The organism is Bordetella sp. FB-8, from assembly GCF_000382185.1.
Classification (GTDB): domain Bacteria; phylum Pseudomonadota; class Gammaproteobacteria; order Burkholderiales; family Burkholderiaceae_B; genus Bordetella.
This window is the reverse complement of the sequence record NZ_KB907784.1, coordinates 2385047-2405951: the sequence shown is the minus strand read 5'-3', so window position 1 is coordinate 2405951 and position 20905 is coordinate 2385047. Positions and strand designations below refer to the sequence as shown.

Here is a 20905-nt window from a genome sequence, read left to right as displayed (position 1 = left end):
GCAGCCCGCTTCCTCAAGCCACCGCCATGCCCATAGCCATGATCCCGATGCCGCGTTTCCGACTTGCCGCGCTGGCCATGTCCATCGCCGCCACGCTGGCCGCGTTGGCAATCTGCCCGCAGGCCGCCCAGGCCCAGTCCATGGGCGGCGGCGGCGTCCTCGTCGACAATTCCCGTCTTACGACGCTGGACCCCTACCCGCCGGAGCAGGGCTGGCAATGGCTGTCCAAGGAAATGGACAAACTGCGTCCCGATGTCGACACCCGGCTCAAGCCCACGCCGTCGCAAATCACCGATCACATCGCAACCCTGATCGACCGGGGCGACTACGCCGGCGCCCTGAAGCTGATCGAATGGCGCCAGGCCCAGCTCCAGGGCAAGCCCGGCACCGACGTGCAGCTCATGTTCCAGCATGCGCGCGTGCTGGTCGGGCTGGGCCGCATCGACCAGGCCGTCGCGATCTACAAGGACATGACCATTCGCTTTCCCGAACTGCCCGAACCGTGGAACAATCTGGCGGCGCTCTATGTCCGGCAGGGCAAGCTGAAGCAGGCTGGCGCAGCGCTGCGCACGGCGCTGCAGGTCGACCCCGGCTACGCCGACGCGCAAGCCAACCTCAAGCAGCTGGCATCGCGCGACCCCGGCGCGGCCCGCCTCCAAATGAAGGAAGCCCCTCCGCAATGATGTATTTCAAGCATTCGATTCGCCTGTCGGCCTGCGCCCTTGCGCTGGCCGCCCTGCTCCCCCTGGGTGCGGGCGCTCAGACCGCCGCCCCCGGTTCTTCCACCAAAACAGACAAAGGCACTCAGCAAATGAGCAACACCCACCCTCGCGTCAAGCTGGAAACCAACCTGGGCGACATCGTCCTGACGCTGGACGCCGAGAAGGCCCCCAAGACCACCGAGAACTTCCTGACCTACGTCAAGGAAGGCTTCTACAACGACACGATCTTCCACCGCGTGATCGCCGGCTTTATGATCCAGGGCGGCGGCTTCGAGCCGGGCCTCAAGCAAAAGCCCACCCACGCGCCTATCGAGAACGAGGCCAACAACGGCCTGAAGAACGACAAGTACACGATCGCCATGGCGCGCACCAGCGATCCGCACTCGGCCACGGCGCAGTTCTTCATCAACGTGGCCAACAACGATTTCCTGAACTTCACCTCGCCCACGCCCACTGGCTGGGGCTATGCTGTATTTGGCAAAGTCACCGAGGGCGAAGACACGGTCGACAAGATCGCCGCGGTGAAGACCAGCAACAGCGGTTTTCACCAGAACGTACCCGTCGATGATGTGGTCATCAAGAAAGCCGAAATCCTTCAATAAGCTCGCGCTGCCGGAAGGCCCCGCCTGGCTGGCGTCCGATCTGCACCTGGGTGCCGACACGCCAGCCACGCAACAGGCCTTCCTGGGCTTTCTGCACAAGGCCGCCGACGAGGCGGCCACTGTGCTTTTGCCGGGCGACATTTTCAATGTCTGGGTAGGCGACGACACAATCGCCGACCCGCCCCACTGGCTGGCCGAGGCACTTGCCGCAATGAAGGCGGCGGCCTCGCGCCTGCCGCTCTATCTGGGACGCGGCAACCGCGATTTCCTCATCGGCCAACGCCTGGCCCGCGAACTGGGCGCGCACCTGCTGCCCGAGGTCGTTCTGCTGCAAACGCCGCGCGGCCCCGTACTGCTCTCGCACGGCGACGAATATTGCACAGACGACCGCGCCTACCAGCGCTGGCGCGCCGCGGCGCGCAATCCTCTGCTGCAAAAACTCTTCCTCATGTCCAGCCTAGCCTGGCGCCAGGACTTTGCCCGCAAGGCACGCGCCAAGAGCATGCAGGTCAAGCGCGGCACGCCGCTGCAGATCATGGACGTAAGTCCCGATACAGTGGATGCCGCCTTGCGCGAGAGCGGCGCGAGCGTCGTGGTGCACGGCCATACACACCGCCCGGCGCATCATGTGTTCGCCGTGGACGGCCGCCGCTGCGAGCGCTGGGTACTGCCGGATTGGGAACTGGATCATGCCGAACCCAAGCGCGGCGGCTGGCTGGTGATCGACAAAGACGGCCTGCGGTTTCAGGACCTCTGAATCGCCGCCGTGATTGTTGTTGGGCTCTTAAAGCGTTTGCCGTGCCGGGGTTGGGCCTCGATGCAGCAATGCTATCGATGCGATCGACGTCTCAAGAACCTAAGCGGCAGGTTTCTCGTACGACTCGCCATCCGGCGCTTCAGGCTCGATGTGCGACTTCTCGACCCGCACCGAAGCAATGCGCCGCCCTTCGATCTGCAAGACCTCGAAGCGGAACCGCATGTTGTGCGCCTCGTATTCGCACATATCGCCGGGCTTGGGCAATTGCCCGAATCGCGCCAGCAGATATCCCGCCAGCGTTGTGTAGTCCTGCGGCTCGTCGACCAGCCCATCGGTTTCCAGCACCTGCTCCACATGGTGCAGATCGGCCGCTCCGTCGATGCGCCATACATCCTCGCGTTCGGCCAGGATATCCGGCATTTCGTCCTCGTCGGGAAATTCACCGGCAATCGCCTCGAACACGTCGATGGGCGTGACCAGGCCGACAATGGCGCCGAACTCGTCGGCCACCAGCACCAGTTGCCCGCGCGAGCGCTTGAGTATGTCCATCAGGCGCAGGATGTCGGTGGACTCGTGCACGATGATCGGCTCGCGCAGGTGGCTGCTGTCGATGCGGCCCTGGGTGATCAGATCGGCCACCAGGTTCTTGGCCCGGCCTATGCCGACGATCTCATCGAGCGCCCCGCGGCAAACGGGAAAGAAGCTGTGCGGGGCCTCATCCAATTGGCGGCGTATCTCGGCCGTGTCGTCGCCGATGTCGATCCAGGTTACGTCGGTGCGCGGAGTCATGATCGAGTGGATGCTACGCTCGGCCAGCGTCAACACGCCGCTGACCATATTGCGCTCCTCCACGCCGAAGGCCTTTTGCGCGGCCTGGGCGGACGGCGGCACATCGTCGTCGGGTTCGATGTCCAGCGGACGACGGCCCAGCATGCGCAGCACCGTTTCGGCCGTGCGCTCGCGCATGGGGCGCGTGCCGTCCAGACGCAGCAAATTGCGCCGTGCCAGCTGGTTGAGTCCTTCGATGGCGGCGGAAAAGGCGATGGCCGCGTACAGATAGCCCTTGGGCACCTTGAAGCCCAGGCTCTCGGCCAGCAGCGAAAAACCGATCATCAGCAAAAAGCCCAGGCACAGCACCACCACGGTGGGATGCGCATTGACAAAGCGCGTGAGCGGTTTGGAAGCCACCAGCATGATGCAGATGGCGATCGCCACGGCCATCATCATGACGACCAGATGTTCGACCATGCCTATGGCGGTGATGACCGAATCGATCGAGAACACGGCATCGAGCACCACGATCTGCGTCACGATGACCCAAAAGCTGGCATAAATGCGCTTGCCCAGGCCGTCGGCATAGACGCCGCCTTCCAGGCGCTCATGCAGCTCGACCGTGCCCTTGAAGAGCAGGAACAGCCCGCCCAGCAACAGGATGAGATCGCGGCCCGAGAAGGAAAACGGCCCCAGCGAGAACAGCGGGCGGGTCAGCGTGACCAGCCAGGACATGACCGAAAGCAGAACCAGCCGCGTGATGAGCGCCAGGCTCAGACCCATGATGCGTGCACGATCGCGCTGCTTGGGTGGCAGCTTGTCCGCCAGGATGGCGATAAAGATGAGGTTGTCTATCCCCAGGACGATTTCGAGGATGACCAGCGTAAACAGGCCCACCCACGCAGTCGGATCGAACAACCATTCCATCAAGGGCTCTCCGGCAATTCAGATAGTCCTATGGTACAGACATCAGACTGCAGGCTTGTGCTGCAGCCCCGCGACCATCTGCGCGAAGATCTTCGGACTGCCGGCCAGCACATCGCCGGTCGACATCCAGCTTTGCTCGCCATCGAAATCGGCGACCAGGCCGCCCGCCTCCGTTACCAGCAGGCTGCCCGCGGCCAGGTCCCAGGGCTTGAGGCCCACACCGCAGAAGCCGTCCAACCGGCCGCTGGCCACATAGGCCAGGTCCAGCACGGCGGCGCCCAGGCGGCGCACGCTGGAGCAGCCTTCGGCCATCGCGGCAAAGCGCGCCGCGCCCATGGTCGGACCGGTCGAGCCGGGCCAGTGCGCGCCCAGCAGGGCCTCGGCGAAACGCGTGCGGCCCGACACGCGCACGCGGCGGTCGTTCAGGAACGTACCGCCGCCGCGGCTGGCGGTGAAAAGTTCGTTGCGCGAAGGATCGTACACCACGGCCTGGGTGAGATGCCCGCGATGCTGCAAGGCGATCGACACCACGTAGTTGGGCAGGCCGTGGATGAAATTGGTGGTGCCGTCCAGCGGATCGACAATCCATTGGAACTCGGCGTTCTCGGGTCCGCGCAGGCCGAATTCCTCGCCCAGCACGGCGTGGTCGGGATAGGCGGCCAGGAGCGCCTCGACGATGGCTTCTTCCGAGGCACGGTCGACTTCCGTGACATAATCGCGAGGACCCTTGCGCGCCACGCTGAGGCGCTCCAGGTCGAGGCTGGCGCGATTGATGATGGTGCCGGCACGCCGGGCCGCCTTGATGGCGGTGTTGAGCATCGGATGCATTAGGGTTCCGTACGAGTCAAGAGCAGGATCGCGGCCGTGCCGCCGCCAATACGCGGCAGCCGGATAGGCCAAAACCACCTATTTTAATTTAAATGACCCAGCAGGCATTTTCGCGGGTGCGTTTCATCATGACGCAGCCCAGTCACCCCGGCAACGTCGGCTCGGCCGCGCGGGCCATCAAGACCATGGGGTTCTCCGAGTTGGCGCTGGTCGAACCCCGGCTGCCAGACCTGGCCGCCCAGCCCGAAGCCGTGGCCCTGGCCAGCGGCGCCGCCGACGTGCTGGAACACGCCCAGGTATACGCCACGCTGGAAGAGGCGCTGGCGCCCGTCACGCTGGCATTCGCCTTGACAGCCCGCGTGCGCGACCTGGGGCCGCCGCCTTGCGACATCCGCCAGGCGGCCGAACTGGCTGGCGCGCATCTGGCTGAAAACGGACAGGGCTGCGTCGCCATCGTGCTGGGCACCGAGCGTTCGGGCTTGACCAATGCCCAGATCGCCCTGTGCCATCGCATCTGCCACATTCCGGCCAACCCGGAATACAGTTCGCTCAACGTCGCGCAGGCGCTGCAGCTGGCCGCCTGGGAGGTGCGTTATGCCCTCTTGCATGCCAGCGGCGCGGCCATGCTGCCCGTCTCGACGGCGCAGCAGCCCGATCCGGGCGCGGTGCCCGCCGACGGCGCCGCCGTGCAGGCCTTTCTGTCCCACTGGCAAGACGCGCTGATCGCGGTGCAGTTCCTCGACCCGGCGCATCCCAAGAAGCTCATGCCGCGCATGCGGCACCTCTTCAACCGCCAGACGCCGACCCGCGACGAGATCGACATGCTGCGCGGCGTATGCACGGCCGTGCTGGCCACGGCGCGGCGCGCCGAATCGGGCGGCAAGAAATAGGCCCGCAGATTCGGCTGCGGGCCTGAGTCACAATGCGGCCTGCTCGCCCTTGGGGCGTCGCGCCGGGCTCAATCGACTGTCGCGCCCGATGCCTTGACAACCGGCCGCCACGTATCGACCTGGCTCTTGATGAAGGCTCCGAATTGTTGGGGCGTGGTGTACTCGATCTGCGCGCCCAGGTTGGCAAAACGGGCCTGGACTTCGGGCTTGTTCAAGGCCGCTTCGATGGCGGCGTTGAGCTTGTCGACGACCTCATCGGGCGTACCGGCCGGCGCGATCACGCCGAACCACGATGACACATCGAAATGATCCAATCCCGGGAGATGCAGCTCTTCGATCGTGGGCAGATCGGGAGCGGCCGCGGAGCGCTGCCTGGTGGTGATCGCCAGCGCGCGCAGCTTTCCGGCCTTGGCCTGAGGCCACGACGAGGGCATGTTGTCGAACATCAGTTGCACATGGCCACCGACCAGATCGCTGATGGCCGGACCCGAACCCTTGTAGGGTACGTGCGTCATGTCGAGGCCGGTCTTGAGCTTGAAGAGCTCGCCGGCCATGTGGATGGAGGTGCCGCTGCCCGATGAAGCAAAGGCCAGCATGCCCGGGTGGGCCTTGCCGTAGGCGATAAGTTCCTGCACGGAATGGACTGGCAGTTGGGGATTGACCACCAGGATATTAGGCACCTTGGCGCCCAGAGCCACCGGCTTGAAGCTCGTTTCCAGATTGAAGGGCAGGCTTTTGTACAGGGTCTGGTTGATGGCGCTGGTGACGGCCACCATCAGCAGGGTGTAGCCGTCGGGCTTGGCGCGCGCCACTTCGCCAGCGGCCAAGTTGCTGCCCGCGCCGGGCCGGTTTTCCACGACGAAGGCCTGGTTGAACGTGGTGGTGAGTTCCTTGCACAGAGTACGCGCCACGATGTCGGTCGTGCCGCCGGCCGAGAAGCCGACCAGCATCCGCACGGGCTGGTCGGGATAGGCGGCCTGCGCGGCGGACAGGGTGAAAGCGCCCGCCAGACCAGCGGCCAGCACGGCCGCCTTGCGGATGAATGAACGGCGCCGCGGCAGAACAGAAGAAGTCATGAACGAGTCTCCGGTATGGCGTCCGCGCGCGAACAGGGCGAGACCGAGAGCTTGCGCGGACTTTTATAAGAATGGAATGTTCCCGGACAGATGCTATACCCGGACGCCCCGCCGCCGAACTGCGGGGACGCCCGAGGGCCTGTCGGCGCTAAGCGCGAGGCATGGCCTTGCGCAGGTCGCGCCCCTGGGCCGGCGGACGAAAGCCTTCGCGCGCCATGACCACGCGGATCTGGTGGAACAGGTCCCAGCGCAGGTCCCAGTAATCGGAGGCCTTGCTCCAGACCCGCACATTGATTTCCGTGCCGGTGTCCTTGTAATCGTTGACCTTGACGATAGGCGCGGGGTCGGCTTCGGTCATGGGGTGCGCGCCGACAACCTTGTTCACCAGCGCGATCGCCGCGTCCAGGTCGTCGCCGTAATTGACGATGACGGGCAAGTCGAGACGACGCTGGGTATTGCGGCTGTAATTGGTAATGGTAGCCGTCCATACCGTGCTATTGGGCAGCAAGACGACAATGCCGTCGAACTGCTCGATGCGCGTGATGAACAGGCCGATCTCGTCCACCGTCCCCGACGCGCCGGAGCTGAGCGCGATCGCCTCGCCTGCGCGGATCGGCCGCAACAGCAGCAGCATGATACCGGCGGCGATGTTCTGCAGCGTACCCTGCAAGGCCAGACCTACCGCCAGGCCGGCGGCGCCCAATACCGCGATGAGGCTGGCGGTCTGCACGCCGAAGCGCGCCAGTACCGCGATCAGCGTAAAGACCCGTATGGCCCAGGCCACGGTGGTCTTGAACATGGGAATGACGGTGCGATCGACCCGACCGGAATGCTCGGCCACGTGATGCACCCATTTGCCCAGCAGGGCCGATACCCACCAGCCTATGACCAGTATCGCAATGGCCACCACCAGATTGAACCCCATATCCACCAGGCGTGGCATCAGGGCGACCGCGTTGTTCCATGCAGATTCCATATTTCCTCCAGGCATCGCGCATCCGTCGCGCGGCAAATTCAGCAACTCTAACAGACGATGCGCGCCCAGATTCCTGCACTGCATAAACGGCCGGCGCCGGGGATTTATCCACTCCCAGTGTGGACAAGGCTAAGGACAACTTCGTGGCAATTCGCTTTTCGCCAAATAAATCAATGCCTTGTTAACGTTGCGCAAATTTTATCCTGCCGGCCCGATACAATCTCGCCCATGACTTCGCGCACCGATCAGGCCACAGCAGACGCCTACGCCGGCCACACGCCCATGATGGCCCAGTACCTGCGCCTGAAGGCGCAAGCCGGTCCCCTGCTGCTCTTTTACCGCATGGGCGATTTCTACGAGATGTTCTACGAAGACGCCGAACGCGGCGCGCGCCTGCTGAGCCTGACGCTCACCAAACGCGGCACGTCCAATGGCGTGCCCATTCCCATGGCCGGCGTTCCGGTCCACGCCATGGAACAGTATCTGGCGCGTCTGGTGGCCATGGGCGAGTCCGTGGCCATTTGCGAGCAGATCGGCGATCCGGCCGCATCCAAGGGTCCGGTGGAACGCCAGATCGTGCGCATCGTCACGCCAGGCACGTTGACCGACGAGGCCCTGCTGCCGGCCAAAGCCGACCGCGCATTGGCCGCCGTGTTCTTAGGCGGCAAGCCTGGCAGAACCGAATCGCGCGCCGGCCTGGCCTGGCTCAACCTGGCCAGCGGTGAATTCCGCGTCACCGAGTGCGCGACGGCTCAACTCGAATCCGAACTGCATCGCGTCGCCCCGGCCGAACTGGTCTGCGCAGAGAGCGCCGAACTGCCCTTCTCCTTCGACGGCGCCAATTCGCGCGTGCCCGACTGGCATTTCGAGCACGACGCTGCCCGCGCCCACCTGCTGGCGCATTTCAAGATCGACTCGCTGGCAAGCTTCGACGCGCAAGACATGCCGGCCGGCATCTGCGCTGCCGGCGCGCTGCTGCGCTACGCGACGCGCACGCAATCGCAGGCGCTGGCACATGTGCAGCAGCTGCAGGCCGAGCGTCCCGGCCTGTTCGTGGTGCTGGACCCGGTCACGCGCCGCAACCTCGAACTTACCCAGACCCTGTCGGGCGAAGAGGCGCCCACCCTGTTCTCTTTGCTGGACACCTGCCGCACCCCCATGGGCAGCCGCTTGCTGCGTCGCTGGCTGCACCATCCGCTGCGCGACAATGCGCCGGCGCGGGCCCGCCAGCAAGCCGTCGCCGCGCTCATGGCCGCGCGCGCAGACGCCGACCAGCCCTTCGAATCGAGCAGCCTGCTCGACGGACTGCGCCGCGCTCTGAACGCTTATCCCGACATGGAACGCATCGCCGCGCGCCTGGCACTGCGCTCGGTGCGTCCGCGCGAGTTGGCGAGCCTGCGCGATGCCCTGGCCGCTCTGCCTGCGCTGCGCGCGCTGCTGGACGATCTGCAAGGCAGCCCGAGGCTGGTCGAACTCGCCGCGCACCTTTCGCCTGACGCTGGCATCGCCGAACTGCTGCAACAGGCCGTCGCCGGCGAGCCCGCCGCGGCCTTGCGCGACGGCGGCGTAATCGCCGCGGGTTTTGACACCGAACTGGATGAACTGCGTGCCCTGGCCACCGACGGCGGCGATTTCCTGCTGCAGCTCGAATCACGCGAACGCGAACGTACCGGCATTGCCAATCTGCGCGTCGAATTCAACCGCGTGCACGGCTTCTACATCGAAGTCACCAAAGGGCAGACTGACAAGGTGCCCGAGGACTACCGCCGCCGCCAGACCCTCAAGAACGTCGAGCGCTATATAACGCCCGAACTCAAGACCTGGGAAGACCGTGTGCTGTCGGCTCAGGACCGCTCGCTCGCCCGCGAGAAATGGCTGTATGAAAGCCTGCTCGACACACTGGCTGCGCATGTAACGGCGCTGTCGGCCTGCGCGGGCGCCCTGGCCGAGCTGGATGCGACCGCCGCGCTGGCCGAACATGCGCGCAGCAACGACTGGACCGCGCCGGAGCTGAGCGAAGAGGCCGAGATCGAGATCGAGGCCGGCCGCCACCCAGTCGTCGAAAAGACCATCGAGCGCTTCACGCCCAATGGCTGCCGGCTCGGCGCCATGCGCCGCCTGCTGCTCATCACCGGCCCGAACATGGGGGGCAAATCGACCTATATGCGGCAGACGGCGCTGATCGCGCTGCTCGCGCGCATAGGCAGTTTCGTGCCTGCCTCGCGCGCGCGCATAGGCAGCATCGACCGCATCTTCACCCGCATCGGCGCGGCCGACGATCTGGCCGGCGGCCGTTCGACCTTCATGATGGAAATGACCGAGGCCGCCGCCATCCTGTCGGCCAGCACGACCCACAGCCTGGTGTTGATGGACGAAATAGGACGCGGCACGTCCACCTACGATGGCCTGGCCCTGGCCTGGGCCATCGCCCACAGGCTGCTGACACACAATCGCGCCCTCACGCTCTTTGCCACGCACTATTTCGAGCTTACGCGTCTGCCCGCGGAGCAGAACACCGCGGCCAACGTGCACCTGGCCGCAGCCGAGTCGGCTGGCGGCATCGTGTTCCTGCACGAGGTGCGGGACGGTCCGGCCAGCCGCAGCTACGGCATCCAGGTGGCGCAGCGCGCCGGCATTCCCCAGGCCGTGATCCGCCAGGCCACGCGCGAACTGGAGCGCCTGGAATCGCAGGGTGCGCCCACACCTCAACTGGGCCTTTTCGCCGCCGCAGCCGATGCCCAGGCGCGAAGCCAGGCTCAAGCCGAGCAAGAACAGACGCTGCTGACACGGCAGGCGCTGCACGAAAGACTGAACGACCTGGATCCCGACAGCCTCACCCCGCGCGAAGCGCTGGACGCGCTGTATCAATTGAAGTCGCTGCTGTAAGGCTGACCCGAAATGCCCATTGATCCCCACACTGCCCTGCCGCTGCTGGGTGGACTCTCGCCTTCGGGCTTCATGCGCCGACACTGGCAGCGCAAGCCGCTGCTCATCCGTCAGGCCATCCCGGACTTCAAACCTCCCGTCCCGGCTGCGGCGCTCAAGAAATTGGCCAGGCAGGATCACGTCGAATCGCGCCTGATCTGGCGCGAGCAAGGCCATTGGCAGATGGAGCGCGGACCTTTCGCGCACCTGCCCAAGGCGCGCGAGCCGGACTGGACGCTGCTGGTGCAGAGCATGGACCTGCACGATGATGCCGTGTGCACGCTGATGCAGCAGTTCCGCTTCGTGCCCGATGCGCGACTGGACGATGCCATGATCAGCATCGCCACCACGGGCGGCGGCGTAGGACCCCATTTCGACAGCTATGACGTCTTCCTGCTGCAGGCCGCTGGCCGGCGGCGCTGGCGCTACGGCATGCAGAAGGACCTATCTATCGAGCCCGGCCTGCCGCTCAAGATACTGAGCAACTTTCAGCCCGAAGAAGACGTCGTGCTCGAACCCGGCGACATGCTGTACCTGCCTCCGCAGGCCGCGCACGACGGTATCGCGATGGACGATGACTGCATGACGATTTCCATCGGCTTTCGCGCGCCCAGCCTGGCCACGCTGGCCCGCGGCCTGCTCGAGGCCGCGGCCGACCAGACCTCGGCACGGCTGGGCCAGTCCGCTGGCCCTTATGGCGACCCGCCGCTGCCAGGTCCGCGACTGGACGGCCTCTACCGCGATCCGGGCCAACCCGCCTCGATGCACCCAGCCGAACTTCCCGAGGCGCTGATTCAAGCCACGCTGGGTACGCTGAACAAACTGCGATTCGACGCTGCGCTTGCGGCGCGTTTCCTGGGCTGCTGGTTCACCGAACCCAACGCGCTGAGCGTGTTCACGCCCTCTGACGACACGCCTGATCTGCAAACTCTGTGGCCCCGGCACGGTGCGCTGGTGCTCGATCGCCGCAGCCGCATGCTCTACCGCGACCGCCAGGTATTCATCAACGGCGAAACCGCGCCTGTTCTCCCTACGCCCGCCCTGCGTGCGCTGGCCGATGATCGTCGCCTGGCTTGCAGCGATGTGCGCTGCCTCAGGCTGACCGAGGACACCCGAGCCTGCCTGGCCGACTGGTTGTCGGCAGGCTGGCTGCATTACGTCGCAGCGTGACCCTCCCGCACTGCCGCGGCCAGGAAAAAACAGGCCCGGGATCTCCTCGAACCCGGGCCTGTCTTGCAAACGCCGGGCCCATGAGCCCGGCCTGCATGTTTACATCTGCTGCATCTTGCTCTTGAGCACGCTCAAGATGCGCTGGGCGGTCACCGTGGTGTCGCGCGCGCCATTCTGATCGAGCACGGTCACTTGCGTTTGCGCCCCGCCGTCGTTACTCAAGTGCAGGCGGTATTCCGGCGCCGTGGCGGACTTGGCGCCGAACAGGTAGCGGCTGAAGATATTGGGATCCTGGGGGCGCACACCCGTATCGGTGTCCAGATAGCTGATGTAGTAGTCGCCCGCGGTGCGGTTGCGATCCTTCACCGTGAAGCCGCCGGAGTCCAGCGTCACGCCCACGCGACGCCAGGCACGATCGAACGGCTCGCCAATGGTGAGCTCGGACACACCGTCCTGGGCGGTCAGCTTGGTGGCGGGGCCATTGGAGACGGCCTGCGACTGCGCCAGCAACTGACGGGCGCGGTCGGTGCTCGTACCCAGATAGACCATCAGGCGCGCCATCATGGCGGCATCCAGACCGGGGTCCGGCTTGCCGTTCGTCCAGACCGCCAGGGCGCTCGGACTGTTGTTCTCCATCTTCTGGATCATCTGCTCATGGGTGATGTAGACCTCGGTGTGACCGTTCACCCGTTCGATGCGCGTGCGAAAGCGCTCGCGCTCGCCGCTGTCGAAGGCGCTGCTCATGAACGAACCCAGCAATTTGTACATCAGGCTGTCGTCGACCTTGGCACGGTTTTCGGCCCAATCGGTCTGCAGCAAGCCGGCCTGCGGATCGTTGGTGGTCAGCGTAAAGCCCACGCTCGTCCAGAAATCCACCAGCTTGGGGAAGACTTGGTTTGGCGGATGGTCGATCACCAGCCAGCGCAGGTCGCCGTCGCGCTCGATGCGCATGTCGCTGCGCTGGGGCAGCACGCTGCCGCCCGATTCACCTGAGGCGACCGCCGCGGCAGCCGTCTTGCTCTGCTGCTGATATTGGTTATATGACGTGGCGCCGCCCATGTCCGGTGCCCGATAGCGAGGATCAGAAGCCGCCTGGGTCAGGTCGGGCGGGATGCTCAAGGGCTCGCTGGAATGAGCGCTCTTGTAATCGATAGGCTCGTTGGTGCCCATGGCATTGTTGATGCTGTCGCAGCCGGCCAGCTGAGCCAGGCTCAGGGCCAATGCAATCGATGCCGCGGGCTTAACCCAACGCCCGGCATGACGCTTTTTCATACGTATCCTCGCGATATTCAAAGAAGACCAGTTTCGCTCAAGGCCTGGCGCACCGCAGCATGGTGTGCCGCACCCAGTTCGCACAGGGGCAGGCGATAGCCCAGTTTGGTACGGCCCATCTGGGCTAGCGCCCACTTGACCGGAATGGGATTGGCCTCGACGAACAAGACCTTGTTAAGCAGGGCCAGGCGTGCATTGAGCTCGCGCACCTTGGGTAGGTCACCCGCCGCCGCCGCCATGCAAAGTTCATGCATCAGGCGCGGCGCCACGTTGGCGGTAACCGAGATATTGCCTCGCCCGCCCAGCAGGATGAGTGCCGCCGCAGTGGCGTCGTCGCCGCTCAGAATCTGGAAACCGGCCGGCGCGCCGCGCAGCAGCAGCGCGGCGCGGCCTATGTCGCCCGTGGCATCCTTGATGCCGATGATGCCGGGCACCTGGGCCAGGCGCAGCACGGTCTCGTTCGACAGGTCCGCCACCGTCCGGCCCGGCACGTTGTAGAGAAGCGTAGGCAAGGCCACGGCTTCCGCCACGGCGCGAAAATGGCGGTACATCCCTTCCTGGCTGGGCTTGTTGTAGTAGGGCACGACCGACAGGCCCGCCTGCGCGCCGACCTTAAGGGCATGACGCGACAGGTGGATGGCTTCGGCGGTGGAGTTGGCACCCACTCCGGCTATGACAGGAATGCGGCCGGCCGCATGCTCGACCGCGACGCGGATCAGCTCGGCGTGCTCGTCGATGGAAACGGTGGGCGACTCGCCCGAGGTACCGACGACGACCAGAGCGTCCGTGCCTTCGGACACGTGCCAGTCGATCAGCGCGCGGTAGGCGTCCAGATCGAGACTGCCATCGGGATGCATAGGGGTCACCAGGGCAACCAGGCTGCCTTGGAAGACAGGGGTCGTTGTCATCGAAAACTCCAGACCTGGATTCGCCAGGCCGGTTGAAAGCGGATTAAACCCACGAGTTTACTGGATAACGCCCGCAACGCCATACAAATTCCCATTACAAGAACCAGCTTACGACCATGTGCCCAAAACTCAGAAACGGCTCCAGAAACAGTCCGAGCGCGCCTGTGACCAGCAAAAGCAGCACGATGATCAGGCCATAAGGTTCGATGCGGGCGTAATGCCAGGCTGCGCGGTTGGGCAACAGGCTGAAAAGGATGCGCCCGCCGTCCAGCGGCAGGACAGGCAGCAGGTTCATGGCCATGAGCACCAGGTTCACATTCACCCCGGCCACCGCCATGTCGAACCAGAAATATTCATGCATGCCGCTGCCCGCGTAGACGCGCAGCAGCAGCGTCCAGATCAGCGCCATGGCCAGATTGGCCGCAGGCCCCGCCAGCGCCACCCACAACATGTCCTTCTTGGGACGGCGCAGGCGGCCGAAATCCACCGGCACGGGTTTGGCCCAGCCGAACAGCATGCCGGTGCCCCCCAGCAGCTTGGCACCCAGGAGCATCACCAGCGGCACCAGCAGGGTGCCGACCGGATCGATGTGCCGGGCAGGATTGAGGCTTACCCGGCCGGCCTGATAAGCCGTCGGATCGCCGAAAATGCGTGCCACATAGCCGTGGGCCGCTTCATGCAACGTGATCGCGAAGATCAGCGGCAAGGCATAGACCGCAATGGTCTGGATGATTTCGTTCATGGGGAAATTGTAGATGCGCGCGGTTGCGGCGTGTTCATGCCAGGCCCAGCAGCGCTGGATCGCCGCGCCCCCGGCGCAGTACCACCGGTTCCGAGCCGGTCAGGTCCAGCACCGTGGTGGGCGACTGGGCGCAGGCCCCCGCGTCCAGCACCGCCGCCAGCTCGTGCGCATAGCGCCCGACGATTTCTTCGGGGTCGTTCAGGGCATCCTTTTCGTCCTTGGGGATAAGCGTGGTCGACAGCAGAGGTTCGCCGTTTTCCTCGAGCAGGGCCAGGGCGACCTTGTGTTCGGGCACACGGATGCCTATGGTCTTGCGCGACGGGTGCGACACCCGCCGCGGCACCTCGCGCGTGGCCTCCAGAATGAAGGTCCACGGCCCCGGCGTGGCCGCCTTGATCAGCCGGTACTGGCGGTTGTCGACTTTCGCCATCAGGCCGATCTCGGCCAGGTCGCGGCACAGCAGCGTCAGATGGTGGCGCTCGTCCAGGCCGCGCAGGCGCCGCATGGCGTCGGCGGCTTCCTTGTCGTCGAGCCGGGCCACCACGGCATAGCTGGAATCGGTCGGAACGGCCAGCAGCCCCCCGTCGCGCAGCCATTGCGCCGCCTGGCGCAGCAGGCGGGGTTGGGGGTTCTCGGGATGCAGGGTCAGGAGCAAAGCCATACGACTATCCTAGCATTGCCGCGTCGCCTCCCTGGGAGACGGCCAGGCTCAGCCCTGAACGCCCATCAGGCCGTCGACGATGGACTGCCCATGGGAAACCGCCGCCTGCACGGCCTCGCGAGGGCTGAACACGACGCTGCCCTGCTCGAAAAAAGGCACCTGATATTCGTGACCTGGATCCTGAATCGAATTGGCGGCGACGACCTGCACTGTGGCGGTAAAGATCGGACTGCTGGCATTGGCCGCCATCACCTCCTGCGCGGTGCCCCGCAGCACCTTGGCGGTCAGGCGATAACCTTTGTAGACACAATTGTTTTGAATCACGCGATACTCCTTGAACCCAGCATACCGTGGCTTGATGACGGTTTACGCACGACTGTGGCCTTGCCGCGACAGGGGCAAACCCGGCAATTGTGGCCCCGAGAACCCAAAATGCGCCGGAATATCGTGCTAGAATCTCGCTTCTTTACCGTGACGGCTGCCACATAATAGCCGTTACGCTATGGTGGCCGTAGCTCAGTTGGTAGAGTCCCGGATTGTGATTCCGGCTGTCGTGGGTTCGAGTCCCATCGGCCACCCCAAAGTTATCTACAAAAAAGTTAAACGTCTGAATTGCTCAAGCGCTTGAATTCCTCAAGAATTAGGCACTTTTCTGTAATAGGCGTTTTAAAGCTTGTCATATAGCCTGCTGCGCAGGCGTATGAACTCGTTTCGGCTTCAGCAACGTTACCCGCACAAAATTACCTGCAAATCAAAAAATTGCAGGAAAAACAATTAAGCGGTATCGAACACGGCGGGCTGGCATACTTATGGCAGTTGAATATAGCCATATCGTGAATTTTTTCAAATCAATCGCCTCTCGCATTTGCTATCGGCGGCATGTCCGATATTCGCATCTCAAGACGCTACTCACCGTGATGCGTGATGGCATATTGCTCGTCGGACACGATGGAAAAATCGAATATGCGAACGAGACCTTTTGCGAGCAATTCTCCATTGATGCTTCGCCAAACTCGCTGACAGGCATGACCAGCGGCGCGTTGATCGCTATCATTGCCGCGAGCTACAAAGACACGAAATCGGCAATCGAAAGAATCCGTTTTCTCGTCGATCAGAACGAGCCATGCCTGGGTGAAGAGATCGCAATGAGTTCCGGGCGCACGCTATTGCGCGATTTCATACCGATCGAACTTAGTCCCGGAAGAATGGCCCGCGTCTGGCATCATCGCGACGTGACCGCATTGCGTGCGGCCCAGGCAAAGCTGGAAACGTTAACCAATATCGACGGACTGACGGAGGTCGCCAACCGCCGCAAGCTTGACGATTACCTCCCGCGGGAAGTGCATCGCTGCGCCAGCGAAAATCTACCGCTTTCGTTTGCCATGATCGATGTCGACTACTTCAAGAAATTCAACGATCGATATGGGCATCTTGCGGGCGACGACTGCTTGCGACGCATTGCCAAGACGGTGCAGCAGTGCGCCCATGACCCCCGCGACTTGATAGGACGCTATGGCGGGGAAGAATTCTTCGCGCTGCTCCCGAACGCGGATTCGGCGGCGGCGGCGCGGATCGCGGCACTCATGCACCAACGGGTTTGCGGCCTGGGGATCGAACATCTCGATTCGGGCGTCTCGCCGTATGTAACCGTGTCGGTCGGCCTAGTCACGCTTCTGCCTGGCCCCTGCACCTCGATGAACGACATATTGAAAACAGCCGACGCGGCACTCTATCAAGCCAAGGAGCAAGGGCGAAATCGCGTTTGTACCCGCGAATTACTGTGACACAATAACAACTTAAATCAGTCTGCCCGCTGCTAGCCGACGCAATGAATGAACTCGAGCGCATCATCCTGCTGCCGATACGCCTGTCGGGACCTTTGAACATACTGCTCAAGGAAATCCTGAACAATGTCCTGGCCGAGGCACGCAGGGAATACGAAATAACGGGCATGGTCCGCGCCGTGGCCAATGGCTACCTGCGCTGGAGCAACGAGTTGCTCGGCATAGAGAACGAGATCCACCAGACCCTGGGCGCTTACGTGCGCATGCTGGCTATCGCCATACCCGATCTTTTCGTGGTTTCCTATGACCGCAAGGCCTTCCGCGACTACCAGCTCGACGACAGCGAGAAGCAAGCGCTGGACGCCGCGCGCGCCATTTTCGAAGCCAAGCTGAGCCTGGCCAAGACCGCCGCGACCGCCATGGGTTCGAATCTGTCCACGCTGCAATCGTCCATTATCCGACAAAGCCCGGTTTTCAACGGCGACAGCAGGCCGAAAGTCCAGCGGGTCTACCGCTGACCGCTGCGCCCCCGACCGGTCCCCCGCCCCGCTTCGACATGACCACCCGCCCTCGCGTCATCGTTTCCGTCCCCGTTCCCGAAGACTTGCGCGCCGAATTGGCCGGCCGTTTCGACATCGTCGATGTGCCCGTGGGCGAACGCCCCGCCGAAGTCCTGTCCGCCCAAGTGCGCGCCGACATCCAGGGCCAGCTCATCACGCCGCGCACCCGCGTCGACGACGACCTGATGCAATCCCTGCCCAGGCTGCGGGTAAGCTCGAATTTCGCCGTCGGCTACGACAACGTCGACTTGCCGGCAGCCAATCGGCGCAAGGTGCTGATCTGCAATACGCCCAATGTGCTCAACAACGCGGTGGCCGACGTCACGTTGGGCCTGATGCTTTGCCTGGCGCGCAATCTTGTCGCCGGCGATGCCTTCGTGCGCAGCGGTGCCTGGACCCGCGGCCCCTTCCCTTTGACGCACGACATCCGCGGCAAGACTTTCGGCCTGCTTGGCATGGGGCGCATCGGCCGTGTGGTGGCCCGCGGCGCGCAAGCCTTCGACATGAAGGTCATCTACCACAATCGCCGCCTCGACGAGGAAACCGAAGCCCTGGGACTGGCCTCCTATGTCGATCGCGACACACTGTTTCGCGACGCCGACGTGCTTTGCGTGCTGGTGCCGCTTACCGCCGAGACCCGGCACAGCGTCGGCGCGCGCGAGTTCGCCATGATGAAACCCACGGCCTATCTCATCAACACCGCGCGTGGCGCTGTGCTGGACGAGGCTGCGCTGATTGAGGCTTTGCGCAGCGGCAAGATCGCCGGTGCCGGCCTGGACGTGATGGAAACCGAGCCTTTGCCAGCCGACAGCCCGCTGTGCAGCCTGCCCAACGTCGTCTTGCAGGCCCATGTCGGCAGCGCCACCCACGAAACGCGGCGCGCCATGATGGAGCTGGCCGTGCACAACCTCATCGACGCCTTGAGCGGCATACGCCCCACAGCCATGGTCAACCCCGAACTCTGGGGTTGAGCGGCGCTACGCCGATGCCGTCAGCGTTTCGAGCAATTGATCCGCGGGCATGGGGCGGGCCAATAGAAAGCCCTGCAGCGAATTGCAGCCAATGCGGGTCAGGAACTCCTGCTGCGCCCGGGTCTCCACGCCTTCGGCCACGACCTTCAGGCCCAGGGCGCGGCCCAGCGCGATGATGGCCGACACGATGGCCGCGTCTTCCGAGTCCTGCGCGTCTGCATTCAGGTCCTGAATGAAACCCTTGTCGATCTTCAGTTCGCTGGCCGGCAGCCGCTTCAGGTACAACAGGCTGGAATACCCCGTCCCGAAGTCATCGATCGAGATTCCCACCCCCATCTCGTCCAACTGCTGCAGCACGCGCACACTTGCCTGGGTATCGCGCATGGCCGTCGTCTCGGTGATTTCCAGCACCAGGGACTGCGGCGGCAGCGCATGGCGGCTCAATGCCTCGCGCACCGAGTGGATCAGGTCCGCGTGACTGAACTGCTGAGCCGATATATTGACGGCCACGGTCCAGTTGGCATGCCCCATGCTGTGCCATAGCGCCATCTGCCGACAGGCTTCGTCCAGCGCCCAATTGCCTATGGACACGATCAGCCCCAGCCTCTCCATCAAGGGAATGAACTTGTCGGGTGGCACGACGCCCAACTCCGGATGCACCCAGCGCATCAAAGCCTCGACGCCGCTGACCGGTCCGCTCGGTGCGTCGAACTTCGGTTGATAGTAAAGCGTGAACTCCCCGCGATCGAACGCCTGGCGCAAATCCGCCAGCAGTTGCGTCTGCTCCTGCACGACGGTGCTCATCGATTCCTGGAACAGGCTGTAGGTGTCGCGCCCCTGCCCCTTGGCGTGATAAAGCGCCGCATTGGCGTTGGTCACCAGCGCCTCGCGGGTCTTACCGTGCTCGGGATACATCGCAATGCCAATGCTGGAGGTGATCTGCAACTGGTAGCCCGCCAGCCGAAAAGGCTGGCGCAGGCCCGACACCAGCTGCGATGCCAGCTTGAAAACTTCGTCGACGCCATCCGCGCCGGCCATCATGATGAACTCGTCGCCCCGGGTCCGCGCCACGACTACCTGCATCGGCACGATCTCCCGCACACGGTGCGCGATTTCGACCAGCAACTGATCGCCGATCGTATATCCGTACGCCTCGTTGATGGCCTCCAGGCCGTCGCAGTCCATGACCAGCAGGCCAAACCGCTCAGGCCTGCGGCGCTGCTCGCCGGCCAGAGTCTGATCGAGCAACTCATTGAACATCCGGCGGTTGGGCAATTGAGTGAGCGAATCGTGTTGAACCAGCCGGTCGATTTCCCGCTTGGCCTTGTCCAGCGAGCGCACGGTCAGCCCCATACGCGACCGCGATTGCCGATCGGACACGATGAACAGCACTAGAAACGCCAAGAGGAGCGCCGACAGCACCAAGATTATGTTGTCGCTGCCTAGCATCACGATTCCCTCATCACCACGGGACAGCTATAGATGCCCTTGATGTTACACCACTGAAACATAGTGAATCTTTCGTTCGTGTAACCCACGACAATTCATCCCCCCGGCCTGACGGGGGCGCTGCGTACGAAATAAATGCGCATGGCCTGGGCATGGCCTTGGGCATCGCTCACGCGCAGTGTCGCCTTCTGGGGCACAAAGCCGTCAGGCAGCGAGATGCTGCCCTGCAAGGGAGCAAGGCGGTCCAGCGTGAACGCAAGGGGCGGCGAGGCGAACGTGTCGGCCCGTCCATTGCGGGTTCCCGAAAGCTCGACCGCGAGCTGCCCCTGGAAGGCCGGCGCATTGCCGGCCTGCTCCCGCATGACGAGGACGCGGTAGTTCACCACGCCATTGCCCGCCGTGATCTCGCCCCAGCGCACGCCGATATTGCCGCCGCGCGGATCGGCCGGCACCGCGTCCTGCAGGATCTGCAGCGTCTGCGTCAGCGTGGCGATGCGCCCGTTGGCCTGGGCCAGATCGGCAGACGCCTTTTTCTGCGACGACTGGATCCGGTCGCGCTCGCTCCGGACATGGCTGAGCTGAGTCTGCAGACTCTGGCGTTCCAGCGTGATCGCCTGCAGATCGCTGAGCAGCTTGTTGGATTCCTCGACCGTCAATTGCCGAGGACCGTAGTTGTGCTGCAAAAAGAGCACGCCGCTCACACCCAGCGCGACGCCGACAAGCAGAAGCATCAGCCAGCGCGGCATGCGGCGCGCGCGGCGCCTGGACGCATAGGGTGACGATTTGAATACATTTTCCCGCGAACTTCCGAATATCCCCATGTCTTCGATCCATCCTTGCTGGACTACGGTCTTGCCGTGTAATCACGCAGGATATCGTCGTACAGGGCTCGCGCCGCGCTTTCAAAATATTCG

At 63.9% G+C, this 20905-nt stretch carries 20 protein-coding genes and 1 tRNA gene; 10 read left to right on the top strand and 11 right to left on the bottom strand.

Annotated features, from left to right (window positions below; genetic code table 11):
• The first annotated feature begins 26 nt into the window (after positions 1–26).
• Genes H143_RS0111585 through H143_RS0111575 form a run of 3 tightly spaced genes read left to right on the top strand, consistent with a single transcriptional unit; the run spans position 27 to position 2081 of the window.
• Entirely contained in the window at positions 27–683 is a 657-nt protein-coding gene (locus tag H143_RS0111585) for a tetratricopeptide repeat protein (RefSeq protein ID WP_019938411.1), read from the top strand.
• Complete coding sequence (locus tag H143_RS20515; protein WP_019938410.1) at positions 683–1324, top strand: peptidylprolyl isomerase; 642 nt, start codon at positions 683–685, stop codon at positions 1322–1324. The genes H143_RS0111585 and H143_RS20515 overlap by 1 nt, the downstream gene beginning before the upstream one ends.
• Complete coding sequence (locus H143_RS0111575; protein WP_019938409.1) at positions 1290–2081, top strand: UDP-2,3-diacylglucosamine diphosphatase; 792 nt, start codon at positions 1290–1292, stop codon at positions 2079–2081. Before H143_RS20515 ends, H143_RS0111575 begins: the two co-directional genes overlap by 35 nt.
• Positions 2082–2180: 99 nt before the next feature.
• On the opposite strand, the gene H143_RS0111570 is transcribed toward H143_RS0111575, so the two are convergent.
• Both H143_RS0111570 and H143_RS0111565 read right to left on the bottom strand, forming a co-directional pair.
• A complete protein-coding gene (locus H143_RS0111570; RefSeq protein WP_019938408.1) occupies positions 2181–3779 on the bottom strand; it encodes a TerC family protein in 1599 nt (532 codons plus the stop codon).
• A gap of 42 nt (positions 3780–3821) precedes the next feature.
• Positions 3822–4607 carry an inositol monophosphatase family protein gene (locus H143_RS0111565; RefSeq protein WP_019938407.1) on the bottom strand — a complete coding sequence of 262 codons (786 nt, stop codon included), beginning with the start codon at positions 4605–4607 and terminating at the stop codon, positions 3822–3824.
• A gap of 92 nt (positions 4608–4699) precedes the next feature.
• Between H143_RS0111565 and H143_RS0111560 the strand changes: the two genes are divergently transcribed.
• Positions 4700–5497, top strand: a complete 798-nt coding sequence (locus H143_RS0111560) for an RNA methyltransferase (RefSeq protein ID WP_019938406.1) — start codon at positions 4700–4702, stop codon at positions 5495–5497.
• Between the two features lie 68 nt (positions 5498–5565).
• Here the strand turns inward: H143_RS0111560 and H143_RS0111555 are convergent, their stop codons facing one another.
• Positions 5566–6573, bottom strand: a complete 1008-nt coding sequence (locus tag H143_RS0111555) for a tripartite tricarboxylate transporter substrate binding protein (RefSeq protein WP_019938405.1) — start codon at positions 6571–6573, stop codon at positions 5566–5568.
• A 148-nt stretch (positions 6574–6721) separates the two neighbouring features.
• Complete coding sequence (locus tag H143_RS0111550) at positions 6722–7549, bottom strand: mechanosensitive ion channel family protein (RefSeq protein WP_019938404.1); 828 nt, start codon at positions 7547–7549, stop codon at positions 6722–6724.
• 282 nt (positions 7550–7831) lie between these two features.
• On the opposite strand from H143_RS0111550, the gene mutS reads away from it, so the two are divergent.
• Together mutS and H143_RS0111540 are read left to right on the top strand one after the other, a co-directional pair.
• A complete protein-coding gene (gene mutS / locus H143_RS0111545; protein ID WP_033366474.1) occupies positions 7832–10435 on the top strand; it encodes a DNA mismatch repair protein MutS in 2604 nt (867 codons plus the stop codon).
• An 18-nt stretch (positions 10436–10453) separates the two neighbouring features.
• Positions 10454–11644, top strand: coding sequence for a cupin domain-containing protein (locus tag H143_RS0111540; protein ID WP_026349962.1), 1191 nt, complete (start codon positions 10454–10456; stop codon positions 11642–11644).
• A 99-nt stretch (positions 11645–11743) separates the two neighbouring features.
• Here the strand turns inward: H143_RS0111540 and bamC are convergent, their stop codons facing one another.
• The 5 genes from bamC to H143_RS0111515 form a co-directional block, all read right to left on the bottom strand.
• The gene (bamC, locus tag H143_RS0111535) at positions 11744–12916 is read right to left on the bottom strand and encodes an outer membrane protein assembly factor BamC (RefSeq protein ID WP_019938401.1); all 1173 of its coding nucleotides are present in this window, start codon (positions 12914–12916) and stop codon (positions 11744–11746) included.
• Positions 12917–12933: 17 nt separating this feature from the next.
• Positions 12934–13824: a 4-hydroxy-tetrahydrodipicolinate synthase gene (gene dapA / locus H143_RS0111530; RefSeq protein WP_019938400.1), complete on the bottom strand. Its 891-nt coding sequence runs from the start codon at positions 13822–13824 to the stop codon at positions 12934–12936.
• A gap of 94 nt (positions 13825–13918) precedes the next feature.
• Positions 13919–14566: a site-2 protease family protein gene (locus H143_RS0111525; protein WP_019938399.1), complete on the bottom strand. Its 648-nt coding sequence runs from the start codon at positions 14564–14566 to the stop codon at positions 13919–13921.
• A 34-nt stretch (positions 14567–14600) separates the two neighbouring features.
• Positions 14601–15227, bottom strand: coding sequence for an L-threonylcarbamoyladenylate synthase (locus H143_RS0111520; protein ID WP_019938398.1), 627 nt, complete (start codon positions 15225–15227; stop codon positions 14601–14603).
• Positions 15228–15275: 48 nt separating this feature from the next.
• Positions 15276–15551, bottom strand: coding sequence for a hypothetical protein (locus H143_RS0111515; protein ID WP_019938397.1), 276 nt, complete (start codon positions 15549–15551; stop codon positions 15276–15278).
• A 181-nt stretch (positions 15552–15732) separates the two neighbouring features.
• On the opposite strand from H143_RS0111515, the gene H143_RS0111510 reads away from it, so the two are divergent.
• From H143_RS0111510 to H143_RS0111495, 4 genes are all read left to right on the top strand, one after another.
• Positions 15733–15808, top strand: a tRNA-His gene (locus H143_RS0111510).
• Between the two features lie 228 nt (positions 15809–16036).
• Positions 16037–17011, top strand: a complete 975-nt coding sequence (locus H143_RS20510) for a diguanylate cyclase (protein WP_019938396.1) — start codon at positions 16037–16039, stop codon at positions 17009–17011.
• A gap of 44 nt (positions 17012–17055) precedes the next feature.
• A complete protein-coding gene (locus H143_RS0111500) occupies positions 17056–17529 on the top strand; it encodes a hypothetical protein (protein WP_019938395.1) in 474 nt (157 codons plus the stop codon).
• A 38-nt stretch (positions 17530–17567) separates the two neighbouring features.
• Positions 17568–18542, top strand: coding sequence for a D-glycerate dehydrogenase (locus H143_RS0111495; protein ID WP_019938394.1), 975 nt, complete (start codon positions 17568–17570; stop codon positions 18540–18542).
• A gap of 6 nt (positions 18543–18548) precedes the next feature.
• Here H143_RS0111495 and H143_RS20505 read toward each other — a convergent pair whose 3' ends face one another.
• Both H143_RS20505 and H143_RS0111485 read right to left on the bottom strand, forming a co-directional pair.
• A complete protein-coding gene (locus H143_RS20505; RefSeq protein ID WP_019938393.1) occupies positions 18549–19991 on the bottom strand; it encodes a bifunctional diguanylate cyclase/phosphodiesterase in 1443 nt (480 codons plus the stop codon).
• A gap of 95 nt (positions 19992–20086) precedes the next feature.
• Positions 20087–20812, bottom strand: a complete 726-nt coding sequence (locus H143_RS0111485; RefSeq protein ID WP_019938392.1) for a DUF6776 family protein — start codon at positions 20810–20812, stop codon at positions 20087–20089.
• Between the last annotated feature and the right edge of the window lie 93 nt (positions 20813–20905).

Excerpts from the sequence above, each read along its gene's own strand:
- H143_RS0111560 (WP_019938406.1), top strand. The coding sequence starts at position 4,700 with ATGACCCAGCAGGCATTTTCGCGGGTGCGTTTCATCATGACGCAGCCC.
- H143_RS0111550 (WP_019938404.1), bottom strand. The coding sequence starts at position 7,549 with ATGGAATCTGCATGGAACAACGCGGTCGCCCTGATGCCACGCCTGGTG.
- H143_RS0111565 (WP_019938407.1), bottom strand. The coding sequence starts at position 4,607 with ATGCATCCGATGCTCAACACCGCCATCAAGGCGGCCCGGCGTGCCGGC.
- dapA (WP_019938400.1), bottom strand. The coding sequence starts at position 13,824 with ATGACAACGACCCCTGTCTTCCAAGGCAGCCTGGTTGCCCTGGTGACC.
- H143_RS0111555 (WP_019938405.1), bottom strand. The coding sequence starts at position 6,573 with ATGACTTCTTCTGTTCTGCCGCGGCGCCGTTCATTCATCCGCAAGGCG.
- H143_RS0111485 (WP_019938392.1), bottom strand. The coding sequence starts at position 20,812 with ATGGGGATATTCGGAAGTTCGCGGGAAAATGTATTCAAATCGTCACCC.
- H143_RS0111585 (WP_019938411.1), top strand. The coding sequence starts at position 27 with ATGCCCATAGCCATGATCCCGATGCCGCGTTTCCGACTTGCCGCGCTG.
- H143_RS20505 (WP_019938393.1), bottom strand. The coding sequence starts at position 19,991 with ATGCTAGGCAGCGACAACATAATCTTGGTGCTGTCGGCGCTCCTCTTG.
- H143_RS0111500 (WP_019938395.1), top strand. The coding sequence starts at position 17,056 with ATGAATGAACTCGAGCGCATCATCCTGCTGCCGATACGCCTGTCGGGA.
- mutS (WP_033366474.1), top strand. The coding sequence starts at position 7,832 with ATGATGGCCCAGTACCTGCGCCTGAAGGCGCAAGCCGGTCCCCTGCTG.
- H143_RS0111575 (WP_019938409.1), top strand. The coding sequence starts at position 1,290 with ATGTGGTCATCAAGAAAGCCGAAATCCTTCAATAAGCTCGCGCTGCCG.
- H143_RS20515 (WP_019938410.1), top strand. The coding sequence starts at position 683 with ATGTATTTCAAGCATTCGATTCGCCTGTCGGCCTGCGCCCTTGCGCTG.
- H143_RS0111495 (WP_019938394.1), top strand. The coding sequence starts at position 17,568 with ATGACCACCCGCCCTCGCGTCATCGTTTCCGTCCCCGTTCCCGAAGAC.
- H143_RS20510 (WP_019938396.1), top strand. The coding sequence starts at position 16,037 with ATGGCAGTTGAATATAGCCATATCGTGAATTTTTTCAAATCAATCGCC.
- H143_RS0111570 (WP_019938408.1), bottom strand. The coding sequence starts at position 3,779 with ATGGAATGGTTGTTCGATCCGACTGCGTGGGTGGGCCTGTTTACGCTG.
- H143_RS0111520 (WP_019938398.1), bottom strand. The coding sequence starts at position 15,227 with ATGGCTTTGCTCCTGACCCTGCATCCCGAGAACCCCCAACCCCGCCTG.
- H143_RS0111525 (WP_019938399.1), bottom strand. The coding sequence starts at position 14,566 with ATGAACGAAATCATCCAGACCATTGCGGTCTATGCCTTGCCGCTGATC.
- bamC (WP_019938401.1), bottom strand. The coding sequence starts at position 12,916 with ATGAAAAAGCGTCATGCCGGGCGTTGGGTTAAGCCCGCGGCATCGATT.